This is a genomic window from Streptomyces mayteni, assembly GCF_054783955.1.
On the sequence record NZ_BAAGPR010000111.1, the window covers coordinates 1 to 17888 of the forward strand.

23 protein-coding genes and 1 pseudogene are annotated in these 17888 nt (G+C 71.8%); 7 read left to right on the forward strand and 17 right to left on the reverse strand.

Going from position 1 to position 17888, the window contains the following annotated elements; translation table 11 throughout:
* Positions 1 to 104 precede the first annotated feature (104 nt).
* The 3 genes from ACYVPE_RS32625 to ACYVPE_RS32635 are packed head-to-tail and all read right to left on the reverse strand — an operon-like array spanning position 105 to position 3474.
* A complete protein-coding gene (locus ACYVPE_RS32625) occupies positions 105 to 812 on the reverse strand; it encodes an AroM family protein (protein WP_461037398.1) in 708 nt (235 codons plus the stop codon).
* Entirely contained in the window at positions 809 to 2476 is a 1668-nt protein-coding gene (locus tag ACYVPE_RS32630) for an OPT family oligopeptide transporter (RefSeq protein WP_461037399.1), read from the reverse strand. Before ACYVPE_RS32630 ends, ACYVPE_RS32625 begins: the two co-directional genes overlap by 4 nt.
* On the reverse strand, positions 2473 to 3474 hold the full coding sequence (locus ACYVPE_RS32635; protein WP_461037400.1) for a DUF1177 domain-containing protein: 1002 nt from the start codon (positions 3472 to 3474) through the stop codon (positions 2473 to 2475). The genes ACYVPE_RS32630 and ACYVPE_RS32635 overlap by 4 nt, the downstream gene beginning before the upstream one ends.
* A gap of 74 nt (positions 3475 to 3548) precedes the next feature.
* Between ACYVPE_RS32635 and ACYVPE_RS32640 the strand changes: the two genes are divergently transcribed.
* Positions 3549 to 4400, forward strand: a complete 852-nt coding sequence (locus tag ACYVPE_RS32640; protein ID WP_461037401.1) for an IclR family transcriptional regulator — start codon at positions 3549 to 3551, stop codon at positions 4398 to 4400.
* A gap of 32 nt (positions 4401 to 4432) precedes the next feature.
* On the forward strand, positions 4433 to 5173 hold the full coding sequence (gene pepE / locus ACYVPE_RS32645; protein ID WP_461037402.1) for a dipeptidase PepE: 741 nt from the start codon (positions 4433 to 4435) through the stop codon (positions 5171 to 5173).
* Between the two features lie 71 nt (positions 5174 to 5244).
* Here pepE and ACYVPE_RS32650 read toward each other — a convergent pair whose 3' ends face one another.
* From ACYVPE_RS32650 to ACYVPE_RS32670, 5 genes and pseudogenes are all read right to left on the reverse strand, one after another.
* The gene (locus ACYVPE_RS32650; protein ID WP_461037403.1) at positions 5245 to 5577 is read right to left on the reverse strand and encodes a CU044_2847 family protein; all 333 of its coding nucleotides are present in this window, start codon (positions 5575 to 5577) and stop codon (positions 5245 to 5247) included.
* 135 nt (positions 5578 to 5712) lie between these two features.
* Positions 5713 to 6117 (reverse strand): annotated as a pseudogene (locus ACYVPE_RS32655) (MFS transporter); the annotation flags it as partial.
* Between the two features lie 228 nt (positions 6118 to 6345).
* A complete protein-coding gene (locus ACYVPE_RS32660; RefSeq protein WP_461037404.1) occupies positions 6346 to 6744 on the reverse strand; it encodes a type II toxin-antitoxin system VapC family toxin in 399 nt (132 codons plus the stop codon).
* Positions 6741 to 7037 (reverse strand): type II toxin-antitoxin system Phd/YefM family antitoxin, encoded by a 297-nt coding sequence (locus ACYVPE_RS32665; RefSeq protein WP_461037405.1) that lies wholly within the window; start codon positions 7035 to 7037, stop codon positions 6741 to 6743. The genes ACYVPE_RS32660 and ACYVPE_RS32665 overlap by 4 nt, the downstream gene beginning before the upstream one ends.
* A 77-nt stretch (positions 7038 to 7114) precedes the next feature.
* Positions 7115 to 7672 carry a helix-turn-helix domain-containing protein gene (locus ACYVPE_RS32670; RefSeq protein WP_461037406.1) on the reverse strand — a complete coding sequence of 186 codons (558 nt, stop codon included), beginning with the start codon at positions 7670 to 7672 and terminating at the stop codon, positions 7115 to 7117.
* A 151-nt stretch (positions 7673 to 7823) separates the two neighbouring features.
* Between ACYVPE_RS32670 and ACYVPE_RS32675 the strand changes: the two genes are divergently transcribed.
* Positions 7824 to 8555 carry an aspartate/glutamate racemase family protein gene (locus ACYVPE_RS32675; protein WP_461037407.1) on the forward strand — a complete coding sequence of 244 codons (732 nt, stop codon included), beginning with the start codon at positions 7824 to 7826 and terminating at the stop codon, positions 8553 to 8555.
* On the opposite strand, the gene ACYVPE_RS32680 is transcribed toward ACYVPE_RS32675, so the two are convergent.
* From ACYVPE_RS32680 to ACYVPE_RS32695, 4 genes are all read right to left on the reverse strand, one after another.
* Positions 8552 to 9619 carry a hypothetical protein gene (locus ACYVPE_RS32680; RefSeq protein ID WP_461037408.1) on the reverse strand — a complete coding sequence of 356 codons (1068 nt, stop codon included), beginning with the start codon at positions 9617 to 9619 and terminating at the stop codon, positions 8552 to 8554. The genes ACYVPE_RS32675 and ACYVPE_RS32680 overlap by 4 nt on opposite strands.
* 290 nt (positions 9620 to 9909) lie before the next feature.
* On the reverse strand, positions 9910 to 10512 hold the full coding sequence (locus ACYVPE_RS32685) for a hypothetical protein (RefSeq protein ID WP_461037409.1): 603 nt from the start codon (positions 10510 to 10512) through the stop codon (positions 9910 to 9912).
* Between the two features lie 4 nt (positions 10513 to 10516).
* Positions 10517 to 10705 carry a DUF397 domain-containing protein gene (locus ACYVPE_RS32690; RefSeq protein WP_461037410.1) on the reverse strand — a complete coding sequence of 63 codons (189 nt, stop codon included), beginning with the start codon at positions 10703 to 10705 and terminating at the stop codon, positions 10517 to 10519.
* A gap of 10 nt (positions 10706 to 10715) precedes the next feature.
* A complete protein-coding gene (locus ACYVPE_RS32695) occupies positions 10716 to 11528 on the reverse strand; it encodes a helix-turn-helix domain-containing protein (protein WP_461037411.1) in 813 nt (270 codons plus the stop codon).
* Positions 11529 to 11696: 168 nt separating this feature from the next.
* On the opposite strand from ACYVPE_RS32695, the gene ACYVPE_RS32700 reads away from it, so the two are divergent.
* Positions 11697 to 11957 carry a hypothetical protein gene (locus tag ACYVPE_RS32700; RefSeq protein WP_461037412.1) on the forward strand — a complete coding sequence of 87 codons (261 nt, stop codon included), beginning with the start codon at positions 11697 to 11699 and terminating at the stop codon, positions 11955 to 11957.
* A gap of 11 nt (positions 11958 to 11968) precedes the next feature.
* Here the strand turns inward: ACYVPE_RS32700 and ACYVPE_RS32705 are convergent, their stop codons facing one another.
* Genes ACYVPE_RS32705 through ACYVPE_RS32715 form a run of 3 tightly spaced genes read right to left on the reverse strand, consistent with a single transcriptional unit; the run spans position 11969 to position 13742 of the window.
* Positions 11969 to 12787, reverse strand: coding sequence for a DUF5753 domain-containing protein (locus tag ACYVPE_RS32705; RefSeq protein WP_461037413.1), 819 nt, complete (start codon positions 12785 to 12787; stop codon positions 11969 to 11971).
* A gap of 38 nt (positions 12788 to 12825) precedes the next feature.
* A complete protein-coding gene (locus ACYVPE_RS32710) occupies positions 12826 to 13350 on the reverse strand; it encodes a DUF6879 family protein (RefSeq protein ID WP_461037414.1) in 525 nt (174 codons plus the stop codon).
* A gap of 8 nt (positions 13351 to 13358) precedes the next feature.
* A complete protein-coding gene (locus ACYVPE_RS32715; RefSeq protein WP_461037415.1) occupies positions 13359 to 13742 on the reverse strand; it encodes a hypothetical protein in 384 nt (127 codons plus the stop codon).
* Between the two features lie 223 nt (positions 13743 to 13965).
* On the opposite strand from ACYVPE_RS32715, the gene ACYVPE_RS32720 reads away from it, so the two are divergent.
* The gene (locus ACYVPE_RS32720) at positions 13966 to 14400 is read left to right on the forward strand and encodes a glycine-rich domain-containing protein (RefSeq protein WP_461037416.1); all 435 of its coding nucleotides are present in this window, start codon (positions 13966 to 13968) and stop codon (positions 14398 to 14400) included.
* 140 nt (positions 14401 to 14540) lie between these two features.
* On the forward strand, positions 14541 to 15218 hold the full coding sequence (locus tag ACYVPE_RS32725) for a class I SAM-dependent methyltransferase (protein WP_461037417.1): 678 nt from the start codon (positions 14541 to 14543) through the stop codon (positions 15216 to 15218).
* On the opposite strand, the gene ACYVPE_RS32730 is transcribed toward ACYVPE_RS32725, so the two are convergent.
* On the reverse strand, positions 15197 to 15691 hold the full coding sequence (locus ACYVPE_RS32730; protein WP_461037418.1) for a GNAT family N-acetyltransferase: 495 nt from the start codon (positions 15689 to 15691) through the stop codon (positions 15197 to 15199). The genes ACYVPE_RS32725 and ACYVPE_RS32730 overlap by 22 nt on opposite strands.
* Entirely contained in the window at positions 15651 to 16787 is a 1137-nt protein-coding gene (locus ACYVPE_RS32735) for an epoxide hydrolase family protein (protein ID WP_461037419.1), read from the reverse strand. The genes ACYVPE_RS32730 and ACYVPE_RS32735 overlap by 41 nt, the downstream gene beginning before the upstream one ends.
* 77 nt (positions 16788 to 16864) lie before the next feature.
* Between ACYVPE_RS32735 and ACYVPE_RS32740 the strand changes: the two genes are divergently transcribed.
* A complete protein-coding gene (locus ACYVPE_RS32740; protein ID WP_461037420.1) occupies positions 16865 to 17869 on the forward strand; it encodes a helix-turn-helix transcriptional regulator in 1005 nt (334 codons plus the stop codon).
* Positions 17870 to 17888 lie beyond the last annotated feature (19 nt).

Here is a 17888-nt window from a genome sequence, read left to right on the forward strand (position 1 = left end):
CCCCAAGCACTCCGTGCAGGGGGCACCCCCACCCAGGCCGCCAGGCCTGGGGGAGCCAAGGCCTGATCCACGAAGATCCAAAAGACAGGCCCTAGCGGTAGCGGCTAGGCCCCGCTGGCGGCGACCTCCGCGGCGAGCCGGACCGCGATCGCGCGGGCCAGCAGCGTGGGGCGGCCGGCGGCCTCGGCCGCGGTCGTCCGCATCCGCTCGGTGTAGCCGATGCAGTCGAGCACCAGCCAGCGGCTGCCCGCCGCGGCCAGCGTCTCGGCCGCCGTGGCGACCTCGGCCAGGGCCCGGTCCTCCGGCGCGTACGGGTTGGCCGCCGCGGCCCGCACCTTCGAGCCCGGCAGGGCCTCGGACCAGCGCGCGGTCACGTCGGCCGCCTGGTCGGGGTGCGGGCAGACCAGGCCCACCGGATCGGTGCCGACGATCGCCGCCACCGCCCGCTGCACCAGCGGCTCGGCGTAGAGCAGCGGCCGGTTCGACCGCACCGCGGGGAAGTGTCCCGTGCAGAGCAGCAGGGTGGCGGTGGCGCCGTCCCGCTCGGCCCTGGCGACCGCCCGTTCCAGGCGCGGCACGAGCGCGTCGTGGCCGAGCAGCACGGAACCGCCGTCCCGCAGCCGGGAGATCAGCGGCGGCTCGCCGGGGGCCGGCGCCACCAGGCGCCGGGTCTCCGGTTCTTCGAAGCGGTCGTCGTCCAGCGCGCCGTGCTCGACCATCCGCACGCCGCCGAGCAGCGGCTCGGCGTCGGGGCGTAGGTCGGCGCGCGGCGCCTGGCCGATCGTCACAAGCCCAAGGGCTGGGTCACTCACAGGGCCTTCGCCACCTGTCCGACGTCGTTGAGCGAGCTGCCCGCGACGAGGCCGGCGCCGACCAGCGACAGGTCGTTCTCGGCGTCCTCGGGCGACTGGCCGGCGCGGGCGCGCCACCAGGTGTAGAGCTTGCGGACGGCCAGCGCACCGAGCACCATCCAGCCGGCGTCGGGGGTGGCCACCAGCAGGCCGGTGGCGAGCATCACGCCGAGCTGGCGCGAGGAGCCGCCGATCAGCTGGATCAGGGCGCCGGGGATGGCCCAGAGCAACAGGGTGCGCATGGTGTCGGGGTCGAGGCCGGTCTGGATCGTCGCGACGTAGACCTCGGAGACCGGCGGGACCCGGCCGTCCTCGAAGAACGTCCGCCAGGCGATGACGACGACGCCGAGCGCGACCGCGAAGCCGACCAGCTGGGCCAGGTACTGCTGGCGCCGGCCGTCGAGCTCGAACGGCTGCCACGGCACGGCGTGGCGGCGCAGCAGCCAGCCAGCCTTGAAGTCGTAGCCGATGTCGGCGAACGCGGGTCCGGTGGAGGCGGTGTAGCCGACGAGCAGGGCGAGCGGCACGGTGGGGATGTCCAGCGCCAGGCCGATGATCAGGAAGATCAGCGTGACGGCGAAGGCCGGGAACCAGCCGGAGTGCATGGCGGCCAGGCCGACGATCAGCTGGTGGACGAGCGCGGCGACGCCGGCCAGGGCCACCCAGCCGATGAGTCCGGGCACCGAGAGGTCGCCTGCGATGCCGCCGGCGAAGGCGACGAAGATCGCGCCGAGGACGAACAGGCCCATGCCCTCCAGCAGGCCGCGGCGCAGCCCGGAGGCGTCGACGGTCGGCCCGGGGACGTCGTCCCGCTCGGGGGTGGCGGCGGCGTTCGCGGCGGTCGCCTTGCGGGACTGCCGGTTGCGCATCAGCAGCACGGCCTGGATCAGCGCGACGAGCCCTGCGCCGATCATCACGCCGTGCGGCACGCGCTCGGCGGTGAGGTTCACGTCGAGCAGGTCGGGGCTGTACTGGGCGACGACCAGGCCGGTGCCGAAGGCGCCGAGGGCCCAGATGTTGCCGAGGAAGCCGACGCCGGCGGCGCTGGTGGGCAGTTTGAAGAAGGCGCCGATCACGCCGACGATCGCGCCCGCGCCGAGGATCGCGGCGCGGCGGCCGCCCTCGTCGCCGGCCTTGATGGTCTCGGCGGCGGCGATGCCGGCCGGCCAGGAGCCGGTGGCGGGCAGCAGCTTGGAGTCGAAGACCCGGAACAGCACCCAGCTGTCGACGGCCAGGCCGATCACGGCGCCGCCGAGCATCGGCCAGACGAGGTCGGTGCGGCCGAGCGCGAAGGGCACCGCGATCGGGGTGAGGAGGGAGTTGGCGGCGGCGAAGGTGGCGCCGGAGATCGCCGACTGGACCAGGTTCTGCCGGTTCTGGTCACGCATCCTGGCCAGCATGGCGACCGGTATCCGGCCGACCAGCATGGCGACGAGCGCGCCGATCACGGCGGTGTTCGGGGAGATGCCGAGCGAGGTGATCAGCACGATGCCGATCAGCGCGCCGAGCACCGACATCAGCACGGTCAGCAGCAGCGTGACGGGCTCGAAGGCGCGCGGGTGCCTGGCTACCGTGTCCGCCGGCGGCGGGGCGGCGGGGGACGTGGCGGGGGTGGTCGGGTTCATCTGCTCTCCGGGGACTCCGGTGCGGCCGGGGGCGGGGCCTGCAGGCGGGTCATCGGCCCGTAGAGCTCGATGAGCCGGCTGAGCTCGGCCGGGTCGTGGAAGTGGGCGGCGCCGGTGCCGAACGCCTTGGCGGTCTCGATCGCGAACCGGGCGGCGGCGGCGATGTCGGTCTCGTGGCTGGCACCGGTGGCGCAGCCGGCCACCGCGGTCTCGGCGGTGATGGCCAGGCCGACGACGGGGGCGTCGGTGGCGGTGGCGGGTTGCAGGATCGAGTTGATGTGGTGCACCCCGTTGCCGTAGGGGGTGATGTCCTGGGTGGTGACGGGGAGCACCCTGGCCGACTGGCCGGTGACGGTCTCCAGCACGGACAGCAGGTCCTCGCTGACGCGCAGGATCCAGCCGCGGCAGATCGTCGGGGAGAGGGCGACGCCGCGGTGGTTGAGCAGCCGGTTGCCCTTGGTGGTGTCGATGGACACGATCGCGTCCATCTCCGGGGAGACCTCTTCGCGGTTGCAGGTCTCCATGTCGATCGGCGAGTCCATGAACGGCACCGGGTCGTGCGGCTGGGTGGGTGCCCAGCCAGTGACGTGGGTGGAGATCCGGACGTCGCCGTCGAGGACGTCGCCGCGGGCGTGCATGTCGAGCAGCTTGGCGGCGGCGGAGAGCGCGGCGACCGCGCCGTCCGCGTCCGAGACCAGGCCGATCCGCTCCGGGCGGGCGCCGGCGCCGCCGAGGCGGCCGAGGATGCCAAGGGTGGGGGCGTCCCCGCCGCCGACCCGGCCGCGGCGGCCGGGGATCGTCACGTGCACGAAGTCCGTGCTGCCCTTGTCGCCCTGGACCGTCCTGACCTCGACGCGCGGCGCGGGTGGCGCGTCGGCGGCCGAGGCGTCGGAGCGGGTGGCGGCGCCGTGGACGGCGCGGAGGTGGTCGGCGAGCAGGGTGCCGCTGGTCTCCGGGCGGTCGAGCAGCTCGATGACTTCGATCACGTGTTTGAGCATGCTTCGCAGAATCTGCCTTCTGTCGCGCAATACGCAACTACTTCTCGGAATGAGAGACGCTTTACACTTTGGCCATGCCTGAACACCCACCGGTAACGCAGCAGGGCGGCGGCGCCCCCGACACGCCACCGCCGCTTCAGACCGCCGACCGCGTCCTCAACGTGCTGCTCGCCTTCGACCGGGAACACCCGGAGTGGGGCGTCACCGAGGTCGCCCACGAGTTCGGCCTCGACAAGTCCGTCGCCCAGCGGCTGCTGGCCGCCCTCGCCTACCGCGGCTTCCTCGTCTCCGACCCGCGCTCGCGCCGCTACCACCTCGGCCCCGCCGTCTGGCACCTGGCCAGGGCCTGGGAACGGGACGGCGGCCTCGCCACCCTCGTCACCCCGACGCTGCGGGTCACGGCCGACGCGGTCGGCGTCGGCACGCTCTTCGCGGTGCCGGACGGCGTACACATGCGCTGCGTGGCGGCGGCCGAGGGCCCGGCCGGGCCGCTGCGCTACTACGCGCTGGCCGGCGAGCTCTACCCGGCGCACGCCGGCGCCACCTCCCGAGCGTACTTCGGCATGCTGCCGTCCGGAGATCGCGCGGCGCTGCTCTACGGCCGCCCGATGGCGCGCTTCAGCGAGCGCACGCTGACCGACCCGGCACGCCTCGAGGAGCGGTTCGCCGAGGTCAGGCGCACCGGCTACGCCTACTCGGACGGCGAGTACGACGCCGAGACCGCGGCGCTCGCCGCCCCGGTGCTGGTCGGCCGCCGGCCGGTGGGCACGCTCTCCCTGGTCGGCCCGCTCGACGTGCTCCCGGCCCGCAAGGAGGAACTCGTGCCGCCGCTGATCCAGGCCGCCGAGCGGCTCGGCCGGGTGCTGACCCCGGTCAGGCCGCGCCTGCCGGGCGCCCGCACCCGCACCCGTCCCACCACCGCCTGATTTTCGTGACCACGAAACGAGAGAGAAGGCCCATGCGCCTGCTGCTGCTGTCCAACTCCACCGCGCCAGGACACCGCTACCTGGAGCACGCCACCGAGGAGATCGCCGCCCTGCTCGACGGCGCCCGCCACCTGCTGTTCGTGCCGTACGCGCTCGCCGACCACGCCGGCTACACCGCGCAGGTCGCCACCGCCCTCGCCCCGCTCGGCGTCACGGTGACCGGTGCCCACACCGCGCCGGACCCGGCCGCCGCCGTGCGCGAGGCCGAGGCCGTCTTCGTCGGCGGCGGGAACAGCTTCCGGCTGCTGAAGGCCCTGCACGAGCACGGCCTCGTCCCCGCCATCCGGGAACGGGTGACCGCCGGCGACCTGCCGTACCTCGGGTCGAGCGCGGGCACCAACATGGCCTCCCCCACGCTGCGCACCACCAACGACATGCCGATCGTCCAGCCCCCGACGTTCGCCTCGCTCGACCTGGTGCCGTTCCAGATCAACCCGCACTACCTGGACGCCAAGCCGGACACCGCGCACATGGGCGAGAGCCGCGCCGAGCGCCTGGAGCAGTTCCTGGAGGAGAACGACGTGCCGGTGGTCGGGCTGCGCGAGGGCACCTGGCTGCGGAGGGAGGGCGAGCGGCTGACGCTCGGCGGCATCGCCGCCGGCGGCCTGCTGTTCCGCCGCGGCCTGGCCCCCGAGGAACTGGCCTCGGGCGCGGATCTGAGCGAGCTGCTGCGGGGCCGCTACCGCTTCGACGCGGGGTCGCCAGCGGCCTGACCGGCCTCAGCCGCCGTCCGCCGACGGGCCGACGGGCAGCGCGTCCGTCGGCTCGCGGTCGGTGGCGGAGGTCACGGCTCCGCCCGGGGCCGCCAGGTGAGCGAGACCGCGAAGTTCGCCTCGCCGCTGCCGCTGGCGATGACCATGTCGGCCTCCGCGGTGAGGACGACGCCGAAGTCGAGGGTGATCTCCTCCGGCGGGTCCGGCATCTCCCGCAGCCGGGCCACGAACCGCTCGGCGACCGGCCGCACGGTACCGAGCATCGCGTCCAGCGACCGCGCGGCGCGGGCGACGGGCGGCTGCCCAGGCCGCCCCACCCGGATCATGCCCTCGTCCAGCTCCCGCACCTGCACGGAGACGGTCTCCGCTCCCTCGTCGGTCAGCGGCACCTCGACCACGCCCATGCCCGGCCCCCTCTCGTCGCCCTCGCCCCACCGCCCCCGCGGCCGGCGCCGGTCGTACCGGCCATGTCAGTGTGCCCGGCGATCGGGGGGCCATGCGTGGCGGTCGACCGCGGGGCGGGCCGGGCCGCCCCGGCGTCAGGTGTTCCGTGGGACGTCGGTGTGCGGCCGGGGCGGCGGCTCGGGCAGCTCGGGCTCCGGTCGCCCGGCCGGCTCGGGCAGCCGTCGGGTCAGCAGCCAGGAGACGGCGGGCAGCGCGATCAGCGGCAGCAGCGCGGTGCCGAGCGAGGTGGCGTCGGCCGCGGCGCCGATCAGCGGGGTGGCGACGCCGCCGACGGTGACCGTCAGGCCGAGCGTGACGTCGCTCGCGGTGCCGACCCGGTTCGGCAGGTAGTCCTGGGCCAGGGTCACCTGGAGCGAGAACGGCACGTAGAGCCCGGCCGAGGTGGCCGCCACGAAGGCGTAGACGGCGGGCCCCGGCACCAGCACGACGCCCGCGACGGCGAACACGGTGACGGCGTACGACCAGGCCACCACCCGCACCCAACTGAGGCTCTACCACGCCCTGTTGCTGCGCTCCTCCGACCTGCCGGTGACTCCCCCAGCCATGGGGGTCCCCCCGGACGGAGTCTGGGGGAGGCTGGGCGGTGCCCCCATGTCGCGCACCGCTGCGGCTGGGCCTCCCCCAGCGCCTTCATCGACACCTTCCGCCGCGCCTTCGGCCACACCCCGGGCGCCCACCGGACGTTGGGCTGACGGCGGGCGGCGCCATCAGGCGGGAGCCACCACCGGAAGGCCGCGCTCGCCGGCCGCGGCTGCCAACCGCTTGTCGTAGGTCACGAACGCGGTCAAGGCGTCTTCGAGGTGCTCGGCGCTCGCCAGGTGGATGGCGTCCAGGCTCCGCAGGTGCGGCATGGGGAACATCCCGGCGGTACGAAGGATCGGATCAGTCACCCGGACGCGGAGCAGCCGATCGAGCATGTCCTCGGCCGCGTCCGCGACTTCGGGCTCCGCCCGGGCCCGAACGAGGGCCCGCGCGATCTCCGTCTGAGCCAGCGCGGACGTGGCCTGCCCCTCCAGGGCATGCGCCGACAGGAAGGCACGCAACTCCGGCGTCTCAGCCTCCGGCAGCACAAGCTTGAGCAGCGCGCAGGAGTCCAGGTAGATCAACGGTCTTCTTCCTCGCGCAGCTCCATCAGCACCTCGGACAAGCGGGAGGGCGGACCAGGACGCGCCGGAAGGGGCTGCCAGTCCCCGAGCCCCCGAGCCTGTCTGGCGTTCTCCGGGTCGACCGTACCCGTGCGAACGAGATCCTCCATCACGCGCTGCTCGGGGTCGGGAGGCCCGAGTACCGCGACGAGTCGCCCGTTGCGGGTGATCTCGACGCGCTCGCCCGACAGCACCTTGTCGATGAGTTCGCTCGCGTGCTGTTGCAGCTGGCGAATGGGCACCCTTGTCGTCATGCCTCCAGGCTAGGTATCCGTGCGGCGAAATGCCAAGTGTGCGTCGATTCGCACATACGAAGCATGCGGGGGCACTGCTACGGGTGCTCCATGACGATCACCGCCGCCGTGTTCGGTTCCAGGGCCTCGAAGAGGTGGGGGGCGTCGCCGGGGAAGGCCAGGTAGTCGCCGGGGGCGAGTTCCACCGGGTCGGAGGCGGGGCCGACGCGGGCGCGGCCGGCGGAGAGGACGACGTGTTCGACGGTGCCCGGCTGGTGTGGCTGTGACCGCTTGGCCTCGCCCGGGCCTGCCGTGATCCGGTACACGTCGCGGCGGGCGCCCGGCGGGCAGGAGGCGAGGAGCGTGGCCACGTAGTCGGCACGCTCCGCGCGGGTCGCGGCGCCCTCGCCGGCCCGCACCAGCCGCACCCGGGGGCGCGGCGGGTCGACGAACGCGCTGAACGGCAGATCGAGCGCGACACCGATGGCCCACAGGGTCTCCACGCTCGGGTTGCCCGCGCCCGCCTCCAGTTGGGACAGCGTGGACTTGGCGATGCCGGCCCGCGCCGCCAGCGCGCTCAGCGACAGGCCCGCGCGCTCCCGCTCCCGCCGGATCGACTCGGCGATCCGCGCCCCCAGATCCGGCCTGCCCGCCATGCGTGCGCTCCTCGCTCTGCGTCGCTCGACCTGTCGCTCGTTCTGCCGTCCGCCCTGCCGTTCGGCTTGACGAACGCCCGTTCTCCGCTCCACCATACCGGTCAACCGTTCGCTACGCCGAACGGAGGAGACGACGACCGGAGCAGCCATCGTGAATCACCACCTCGGGATACTCGCCCACAGCGCCGAGGGCGCCGCGCTCTGCTTCCAGGACTTCTGCCGGCGGGGCTTCCGCGCGCTCGGCCCGCACGACCACCCCGACGTCACGCTCGACCTCGTGCCGCTGGCCCGCGCCATGCCGGCCTGGGACGCCGGCGACCACGATGCGGTCCGGGCGATCCTGGCCACCAGCGTCGAGCGGCTGGCGGCCGCCGGCGCGGCCTTCTTCGTCTGCCCTGACAACACCGCCCACCTGGCACTTCAGCGCCCCGGGCCCGAACTCGCCCTGCCAGGGCTCAACCTGCCTGACGTCGTCGCCGCCCGCGCCGCGCGGGACGGGCGGCGGCGGGTCGGCGTGCTCGGCACCCGCTTCACGATGGGCTCCACGCTCTACGCCGACGCCCTCGCCCGGCACGGCGTCGCCGCCGAGGTGCCGGAGGCGGCGGACCGCGAGACCGTGGACGCGATCATCTTCGAGGAGCTGCTGAACGGCGTCTTCGGCGACGCGGCCCGCGCCGCCTACGTTCGCGTCATCGAACGGCTGGCGGCCCGGGGCTGCGACGCGGTCGCCCTGGTGTGCACCGAGATCCCGCTGCTCGTCGGTCCCGACGACTCGCCGCTGCCGACGCTCGACTCCACCGCGCTCGCCGCCGAGGCGGCGTTCGCGACGGCCACCGGCCAGGCGCCGTTCCCCACCTGGCGCGGCGGCCCGTTCGCCGGTTAGCCGAGCGAGCAGGTGGCCAGGGCCTGGAGACCGGCCGGGGCGACCTCGCCCTGCCGCTCGATCGCAATCCGAATCCGGTCCAACGACGCCACCCGCTTATCCTCCAACGGACCCAGAATCGCGTTCTGCACGAAGTCCGGACCACCCTCACCGGCCGAACTCACCAAGCGGGCGTTCGCCTCCCCGATCTGCGTCTGCAACAACGCCAACTCCCGATCCACCTCAGCCTCCGCCGCCGCCGGCACCGCACCCACCACCACCTCGGGACACGCGATGCTCCCCGCCTCCGCGCCGGTGTCCTCGGCCGGAACCTCCGGCGCGGGGTCGGCCGGCGCCTCGCCGCCGTCGGACAGCGAGCAGGTGGCCAGCGCCTGGAGACCGGCCGGCGCGACCTCACCCTGCCGCTCGAACGCAATCCGAATCCGGTCCAACGACGCCACCCGCTTATCCTCCAACGGACCCAGAATCGCGTTCTGCACGAAGTTCGCACCCCCCTCACCAGCAGAACTGACCAACCTGGCGTTCGCCTCCCCGATCTGCGTCTGCAACAACGCCAACTCCCGATCCACCTCAGCCTCCGCCGCCGGCACCGCACCCACCACCACCTCGGGACACGCGATGCTCCCCGCCTCCACGCCGGCGTCCTCCACCGGCGCCGCCGACTCCTCGGGGGCGGCCCCGACTCCGTCGGACAGCGAGCAGGCCGCCAGCGCGTCCAGGTTCGCCGGCGCTGTCTCGCCCTGCCGCTCGAAGACCTGCCCGATCCGGTCGAGGACCGCGACCCGCTTGTCCTCCAACGGGCCGAGGATCGCGTTCTGCACGAAGTTCGGACCGCCCTCGCCGGCGGAGTTCGCGAGCCTGGCGTTGGCCTCCTCGATCTGCGTGACCAGCAGCGCCAACTCCCGGTCCACCTGGGCCTCCGCCGCGGCCGGCGTGTTGGTGATCAGGACCTGCGGGCAGACGACGCTCTGGCCGCTCGTTCCCGACTCCTCCCCCGCCATGGCCGCGGTCACCCCGACCGCGCCCGCCACCACCGAACCACCGACGAGGCCGGCGATCAGCACGCGCCGACGGTTGAAAGAAGGACGGCCACGGCCACGAGACATCGGGTCACCTCACTGGGTTGGGACGCGCGGTTGCGGTCCTTCCACCGTGCGCGCCCCCGCCCCGACCGCCGCCGACGTTCAACTCATCCGATAAATTTCCGGGTCCCCCGCACGCCTGCGGCTACCATCTCAGGCCCGGCCACTACCCGAGCGCCATGTCGTTGGCCGTGTAGAGCGGAAGGCCGTCCGTCTCCAAGCGCTGACTGTGACGCTAGGCCCGCGACACGCCGGTTGGAGCGGGCCTAGCGTCACAACCTTTGAGCCCCGCCCGGCAACGGTGCGCCGATGGCCAGGTCCGCGTCGAGTTTGGCGACCAGTTCCGTGGCGAGAGCAGGAGCATGGCGAGTGGCCCACTGCCGGGTGAGGGAGAGGAAGCCGCGCAACTCCTCCTGCACGGTACGCAGGGTCCCTGGCACGTCGCCTGTGGGGATCTCGATGGGACGCCCGAGCGGCGGTTCGGCCGAGTCGCCGCCGTCCGGCCACAGCCGAACGACCGGGGCGGCAAGCTCGACTCTCGGCGTGGGGTCGTGGCCGAGCCACGGGGTGTCTCCCCGCACGACGTCGAGCCAATCACGCCAGTCGCCGAGACCACAACAGCAGCCCGGGCTCACCGTGACGTCCACGGCGGTGTCGCGGACGCGCAGTCCGCCCTGTGCGATGACCTTGTCCGCAGCCAACAGGCCACGGATGTGGTCGCCGCCGGCGACGAGGCTCGCCAGTGCCGTGCCGACTTCCAGCGGAGACATACGACCGGACAGCGGCAGGAGCCGGAAAGGCGGTACGTCAGCCACTTCCCACAGCGAGAAGTCCGCGGTGTCCACGGTCTCCAGCACCGCGTCGACGATCAGCACGACTTCAGCCGTCGCTCTCCCTGACCGCGCCGAGCAGCGCCGCCAGCCGTGCCGGGCTGGTCGTCAGGACGACGTCCGGGTCGTCACTCTCGCGGAGTGCCAAAGCGCTTGGTGCTCCGCCCAGTTCCAGGCAGTCATTACCATCCCCACCACCGGAGAAGGACGACTTCTGCCATCCAGGGTTTGCGGTCACGCTCCGCCCCTCACATTTCCTGTCCGATGCGACGGATCAGGTCGCGGGAGGCAGCCTGATCCAGTGATGCTCGCTCAACCTTCTCGAAGAGAGAGCGTAGTCGGTTGAGCTGGGCTCGGGCATGGACGAACGAGCTACCCTGCGGGGTGTCTTGTAGGACGGTGTCCAACTGCGGGACAGGGCCGCCCGCGTGCAGCATCGAGGAGTTGGCTCCGGCGAAGCCGTCCTGATCGAAGGGGATCACTCGCAGTGTGACGTGCGCACGCTCGGATTGATCGAGCAGGGCCCGGAGCTGCGCCTGGGAGGCCTTGCGGTCCGCCACCCGAATCCGCAGAGCGGCCTCATGGACGATCGCAGTGAACTCGGTGGGCGGGTACCTGTCGATGACCACTTTGCGCTGCATGCGGTGTGCAATTCTCGGTTCGAGCTCGCTATGCGGAAGCTCGGGGACGGTGTACGAGAAGACAGCGCGAGCGTAGTCCTCGGTCTGGAGCATGCCCGGCACATGAACGATCTGCACCGTTCGCAGCGACATCGCGTGGTGCTCCAGCTCAGCGTGATCCAGGAACACTGGCGGCAGAACGCCCCGGTAGTCCTCCCACCAGCCACGCGTGCGATCCATGACCATGCCGGCCAGCGCCTCAACCAACTCGCCGTCAGCGCAGGCGAAGTGGGCTACGAGGCGCCGTAGTCGGTCAGCGCTGATTCCCGTCTTTCCCGTCTCGATCTGGCTGATCGCCACCGGGTTGACGCCGAGGAGCCCGGCAGCGTCGCGAGCGGAAATACCCGCTGCTTCCCTCAGCTTGCGCAGCTCGACGCCCAAGCGCGCCTGTCGAGCGGTGGGCTGGGTCCTGGGCGGCACGCCGCCCCCCTTTCAAACAGGTGAACTATCTATCCCACCAAGGGGCTTACATGGTGTTGCTCAGGAATAACTCTACACCCTACAGTGAGTCGCGAGATAGTTACGCCCGATGAACGATCGGAGCATTCCATGGACTGGCAGAAGGACGACATCCGCGAGGTGGTCAACGAGACCGCGCCCAAGGTGTTCGCCATCGTCGTGACGTACGAGAACCCGTACGACGAGGACTGGGTCGCCGCCTGGGGGATGGCCTACCAGGACAAGACCTTCGAAGTCGCCACCGTGGACGGCGACATGCGGCTTCGCGTCTGCACCCTCGACTGGCTGCTCGCGTACTTCGGCCGCGACCCCGTCGCCACCGCCCGCGTCGAGTGGCCGGCCGCCGCCTGACGGGACGGCGCCTAGCCGGCCTGGCCGTTCAGCCGCGCGAGGGCTTCGCTGATCAGTGCTCGCGCCGGCCGCCCGTACACGGCCGACCGCTTCAGCATCTCGAACGCCCTCGCGTACAGAGCGATCTCGCGGGGTTGCGTGACCGAGAACTCGGCCGAGTACGTCTCGACGAGGACGAGCCGGTCGTCGAACATCGAGAAGGAGTTGCCGGGCCAGATGCGCATCGGCGCACGGGCCGGGATCAGGCCCAGGCTCAGGCGGGGAATGGACATGACGGCCAGGAGGCGATCAAGCTGGCCTCGCATGACGTCGGGCCCGCCGAAGTTCGTGTAAAGGACCTGTTCCGCCAGCAGCACATGGAATCTCCGCTCCCCCTGGTAGAGGTACTGCTGGCGCTCCATCCGTCTGGCCACGGCCGCGTCGACGTCGTCGGGGATCTCGTAGTAGTCCACGACCTGGCGGAAGGTCTCGGCGGCGTACTCGGCTGTCTGGAGCGTGCCCCAGATCACGGTCGGGTGCCAGATGCGGAAGACCTTGGACTTCGCGTAAACCGGCAGCGCCCTGCGCTGCCGCTCCTCGGCTCCCGATCGGAGTTGGCGGCGCCACTCCAACCACAGTTCCTCGATATGGCGAGCTGTGGCGATCAGATCGTCAACCTGATCCTGAGTGTTGGTCTTCTGACACCAGGCGCGGATGTCGTCCTCACTCGCGTTCTGGCGTCCGTTCTCGATGCGGGAGACCTTGGACTCGTGCCACCCGGTCGCGGCGGCGAACGCGCGTGCGCGGGAGAACCCCGCGTCCTTGCGAACCGCCCGCAGGCGGGCGCCCAACGCCCGTCGTTGCGCCTGTGCCTCGCTGTTTCGATCGGTCAGGGCCGGTACTCCGCGTGTGGAATGGCGAGGGACCAGAGTCGCTCGCGAAGACGTACGCACTCTGCCACGGCCTCTGGCTCGGTGACCAGTTCGGAGCCGAGGACCCGCCCCTCGGGGTCGAAGTGGCCCACAGCGAGAACCCGGTCGTCGAAGAGCCACCAGTCGTTGCCGGCCACCGGGAAGACGAATCCTCCGGGGACGCGGTGACGGGGCAGCCAGCGGATATCCTCGCCGGCAGCCGTGTTGAGGCGGGTCAGTGAGTGTTCCCACCTGATGTAGCGGGAGTGCGGTTCCGTGACGACGCGGACTCGCCGCACTGTCTTACCCTCACCCGTGACACGCCTCATCAGCGCCGTCCAGGGGGCGAGCCAGGCGTAGTCGTCGGGCTCACCTCGCCGCCACCGCGCGTAGGGCGTGTCCTCGATGGGCGAGCCGTAGTCGTCCCGCAACTCCAGGTGGAAGGCGTCCCGTTCGAATACCTCGAAGAGCTCGTCGCGCTGGGCGGGGGTGATCAGGTCCACCGCTCTCCTCACAGCAGGGCAATGATCGAGGCCCTGGGGACCTCGACACAGGTCTCGTAGTCGGGCAGTCGCATCTGGCTCAGGGCCTCCGGATCGCGCATCCGTCGCCCCTGAACAATGCACGTGCCCTGCTCGGTGACGAGGGCAATCGGTGCAACGAAGCGCCTGATCTCGCCGCTCGGCAGGCCGTCCTTCGTCAAGTGCTCGAACAGCTCGATCGGCACCTCGACGATCGTGTGGCCATCCGGCACGTCGAGCCTCATCAACAGATCGTTCGCGAAGACCTTCCAGCCCTGCACGACGTAGCTGTCCCGGTCGCTCGCGTAGAGGGTGGGGCTGTCTCCGGGTGTGGAGTTCTTTCCGAGGAAGCGCAACTTCATGGCCGCATCCACCTCCGAAACCTTGCGTGCGATTGCATGGCACTTCGATGTTCGACCGGCTGTCTAGCCACGTCAACCTCAATGAAGCAAACTCGCGCAATTTTCTTGCTGGTTGCTGGAGCGCGACTTTACCGTCGTAAGCGAGCACCCCTCCCGTCGATCGTCTGCTCCGACGAAACCGCATCCGACCGACGGGAGGGGTGCTCCAAGAGCCCTTCGAGCGGGAGGAGTCCCGATGGGTACGGCAGTAGCGGTACGCGATCCGAGGGAACTGTTGGGCGAGGCGGTCTGGGAGCGGGAGGTCAAACTCCTGACCCGTGACTACCTCATGGACAGCGTGATGGCCGGCCGGCTGCTCGGTCAGGCCGTCGCTTACCTGATCACCGCCATGGAGACCATGGGCGAGGGTCTGGAACTGGGCTGCGGCGTGCTCGTCGACGTGGCCGTGCACACGCTCATCCTCGACACGAGGAACTACGCCGCGTTCTGCGACAAGTACAACGGCGGAAAGTTCCTCCACCACGTCCCCGAGATCGACCGCAAAGCCGACGGCACCGCCATGCGGACGGCTGCCGTGGTCGAGCAGCACGGGTTCGAGGTGGACTGGCCGCTGTGGGAGCGCGACGCCGCGCAATGCTCCCCGTGCGCCCAGGGTACGAACTGTCACTGATCTGCTCGCGCGGAAGGCCGGGGTCGCCCTTGTGGGTGGCCTCGGCCACTGTACGTCGCGGCAGCAGGAGTAACGTGTGGTGCCGTCGGAGTCAGACGGTACGGATGCTCAACGACCAATCCACTGAAGGATGCTGTCGCATGAGCATGGAAAGCTACTGGGACCGCTACGCGGCCGGAGCCGTTGCGAAGATCGGCTCGGTGTCGGACGCCACCGACAAGGGATTCGGCTGGACCCAGTACGACCACCACGGCCCGGCGGAAGAGTTGCTGTGCCAGCCTGAGAACGCTCTTGAACTGGGCTGTGGCAGTGGAGACGAGGTCGCGTACCTCGCGCGCAAGGGTGTCGACGCCACCGGGATCGACCTCTCCCCCGTCCAGATTGGCTACGCCAGGGAGCGTTGGGGCGATGTTGAGGGGGCTCGCTTCCACCTCCGCGAGGCCGTCGACTTCCTCACCACCGGAGCTTCGGAGACGTACGACGCCATCTACTCGATCTGGGGCGCCTTCTGGTTCACCGACCCGTGCCGGCTACTGCCCGCCATCCGCCGACGCCTCAGCCCTGGCGGGGTGCTGGTCTTCTCCCAGGCGCCGGCCGTCGAGGGCTGCTACGGCGCGCAGGGCATGTACGGCAACGGCTTCACGGGCAAGACGCTGTCGATCAGGCGGTGGGCGTACTCGGCCGAGATGTGGCGCGGGATCCTGGCACGGCACGGGTTTTCGGAAGTCGATGCGCGGGTCGTCGAGGCGCCGGATCCCGAGAACCTGGGCACATTGCTCGTCCAGGCGCGGGTCGGTCAGCCCAGCGGGCGGCGGTAGCGGGTGCCGGGGCGGCCGGTGAGGGTGAGGTCGCCGACGGGGGTGAAGCCGTTGCGTTGGAGGACCGTCGCCGAGGCGAGGTTGTCGCGGGTGGTGCGGGCCGTGAGTTCGGTGAGGCCGTAGGTGGCGGCCGCCAGGCGGCAGACCTCCGCGACGGCGGTGGTCGCCACCCCGCGACCGGTCCAGGGTTCGCCGATCCGGTAGCCGAGTTCCGCGGTGCCGGCCGCCGCGTCCACCAGGTTGACGCGGCCGATCAGCTCGCCCGCCGGGTCCAGGACGACGTGGAAGTGGCAGACGCCGGCCTGCTGTTCGGCGAGGAGCGCCTCGTGGCGGGCTGCGAAGTCGGCGAAGTACGCGTCGCCCCGGTCCGTGATCGAGCGGGCGAAGTAGGCGCGGTTCGCCCGCTCGAACGCCAGCAGCGCCGGCGCGTGGTCAGCGCGCAGTCGTTCCAGCCTGGGTTCCGGTCTGCTCACGTTCGGCAGCGTAGGCGAGCGCCTTGTCGAAGAACGAACGAGTATCGGCGGCCAGGGCCTCGGGGACCTCCATGGCCGGGAAGTGGCCACGCCCCGGGTTGGAGTCCGGCCAGTGGATGACGTGGTTCGTCCGCTCGGCGAGCCGGCGGATGCCGGGCGGGCCGGCGTAGACCCCGGAGGGGACGAGCTTCTGGCCGCCGGGCCAGCCGAAGCCGGTGGTCTCGTACATCGGCCAGGACGAGGTGCCCGAGGTGCCGGTCAGCCAGTAGATCGTGGCGTTGGTGAGGAAGAGGTCCCGCGAGGTGTGCACGTTGAACTGGTGGAACTTCTCGGCGAGCCAGGCCAGTTGGCCGATCGGCGAGTCGTCCCAGCCGTAGCAGAACGTCTGCGGCGCGGCGCGCAGCAGCGTGTGGTGGTCGACGCCGCCGGTGGACCAGCTCTTCATCAGCTCGTAGCCGGCCAGCTCGTCAGGGGTCATCTCCGGCACGTCGGCCTCGGTGGGGAAGCCGAGGCCGCCGTCGATGTACACGCCGACGACGTGCTCGGGGTCCGCGACGGCCACCTCGGGCGCGATGTAGGCGCCCAGGTCGCCGCCGTGGGTGCCGTACCGCGAGTGGCCGAGGCGGCGCATCAGCTCGGCCCAGATCCGGGCCACCCTGGCCACGCTCCAGCCGGTGGTGGACGGCGGGGCGGAGAAGCCGAAGCCGGGCACCGAGGGGGCGACGACGTGGAAGCCTTGCGCGGTCAGCGGTTCGACGAAGTCGGCGAACTCCACGAAGGAGTTGGGCCAGCCGTGGGTGAGGATCAGCGGCAGCGCGTCGGGCACCGCGGAGCGGACGTGCAGGAAGTGGATGTCGAGCCCGTCGATCTCCGTCGTGAACTGCGGGAAGGCGTTGAGCCTGGCCTCCCAGGCCCGCCAGTCGTAGTCGGTGGCCCAGTGGTCGGCCAGCTCGCGGAGGTGCGCCACCGGGACGCCCCGGCTCCAGCCCTCGCCCGGCAGCTGGCGCGGCCAGCGGGCCCGGGCGAGGCGGTCGCGGAGGTCGTCGAGGTCGGCCTGGGGGACGTCGATGCGGAAGGGGAGGATCTCGTCGCTCATGACAAGCACGCTATGCGGGATACAGGTCCGTTTCTGTCCTCGTTCGCACGGCATGCTGGAGGCATGAGGCTGAGGACATGAGCGAGAACCAGGCGGGACAGGCGGCACGGCTGCTGCGGCTGCTCTCCCTGCTCCAGACGCCGCGCGAGTGGCCGGGCGGCGAGTTGGCCGAGCGGCTCGGGGTGACGCGGCGGACCGTGCGGCGGGACGTCGAGCGGCTGCGCGACCTGGGCTATCCGGTGCGGGCGACGCGGGGCGTGATCGGCGGGTACCGGCTGGCGGCGGGCAGCGCGATGCCGCCGCTGTTGCTGGACGACGAGGAGGCGGTGGCGATCGCGGTCGGGCTGCGGACGGCGGCCGACGCGGCGGTGGCCGGGATCGAGGACGCGTCGCTGCGGGCGCTGGCCAAGCTGGAGCAGGTGCTGCCGGCCCGGCTGCGGCGCCGGGTCGCGGCGCTCGGCCTCGCCACGGTGCCGCTGTGGAGCGGGGACGGTGGCGGTGGCGGTGGCGGTGGCGGCGACCGCGCCGTGGATCCCGAGGCGCTGGCCGTGCTGGCGGGCGCGGCGGCCGGGCGCGAGCGGCTGCGGTTCGGCTACCGGGCGGCGGACGGGCGGGAGAGCCGCCGGCTGGTGGAGCCGTTCCGGCTGGTGGCGGCCTGGCGGCGCTGGTATCTGCTGGCGTTCGACGTGGAGCGGGACGACTGGCGGGTGTTCCGCGTCGACCGGATCGCCGCCCCCACGCCGACCGGCGTCCGGGTCGCGCCCCGCGAGCCGCCGGACGGCGACGCGGCGGCCTTCGTGACGCGCCGGCTGGCCGCGCTGCGGCCCCGGTTCGAGGTGGCGGCGACGCTCCACCTGCCGGCCGCCGAGGCGGCGCGGCGGCTCGGCGCCGGCCTGCCTGAGCCGCGGCCGATCGACGCCGAGAGCTGCGAGTTGCGGGGCGAGGTCGACGATTCTGTGGAGTGGCTGGCGGCCCGCCTTGTCACGCTGGGCTGCGAGTTCACCGTGCGGCGGCCGCCCGAACTGGTCGAGCGCCTGCGGGGCGTCGGCGAGCGGGCCCTGCGGGCGGTGGGCGGGGACTGACGCGAGGCCGTAGCGGGGG

Excerpts from the sequence above, each read along its gene's own strand:
- ACYVPE_RS32630 (WP_461037399.1), bottom strand. The coding sequence starts at position 2,476 with ATGAACCCGACCACCCCCGCCACGTCCCCCGCCGCCCCGCCGCCGGCG.
- ACYVPE_RS32635 (WP_461037400.1), bottom strand. The coding sequence starts at position 3,474 with ATGCTCAAACACGTGATCGAAGTCATCGAGCTGCTCGACCGCCCGGAG.
- ACYVPE_RS32640 (WP_461037401.1), top strand. The coding sequence starts at position 3,549 with ATGCCTGAACACCCACCGGTAACGCAGCAGGGCGGCGGCGCCCCCGAC.
- pepE (WP_461037402.1), top strand. The coding sequence starts at position 4,433 with ATGCGCCTGCTGCTGCTGTCCAACTCCACCGCGCCAGGACACCGCTAC.
- ACYVPE_RS32650 (WP_461037403.1), bottom strand. The coding sequence starts at position 5,577 with ATGGGCGTGGTCGAGGTGCCGCTGACCGACGAGGGAGCGGAGACCGTC.
- ACYVPE_RS32665 (WP_461037405.1), bottom strand. The coding sequence starts at position 7,037 with ATGACGACAAGGGTGCCCATTCGCCAGCTGCAACAGCACGCGAGCGAA.
- ACYVPE_RS32670 (WP_461037406.1), bottom strand. The coding sequence starts at position 7,672 with ATGGCGGGCAGGCCGGATCTGGGGGCGCGGATCGCCGAGTCGATCCGG.
- ACYVPE_RS32700 (WP_461037412.1), top strand. The coding sequence starts at position 11,697 with ATGGACTGGCAGAAGGACGACATCCGCGAGGTGGTCAACGAGACCGCG.
- ACYVPE_RS32720 (WP_461037416.1), top strand. The coding sequence starts at position 13,966 with ATGGGTACGGCAGTAGCGGTACGCGATCCGAGGGAACTGTTGGGCGAG.
- ACYVPE_RS32725 (WP_461037417.1), top strand. The coding sequence starts at position 14,541 with ATGAGCATGGAAAGCTACTGGGACCGCTACGCGGCCGGAGCCGTTGCG.
- ACYVPE_RS32735 (WP_461037419.1), bottom strand. The coding sequence starts at position 16,787 with ATGAGCGACGAGATCCTCCCCTTCCGCATCGACGTCCCCCAGGCCGAC.
- ACYVPE_RS32740 (WP_461037420.1), top strand. The coding sequence starts at position 16,865 with ATGAGCGAGAACCAGGCGGGACAGGCGGCACGGCTGCTGCGGCTGCTC.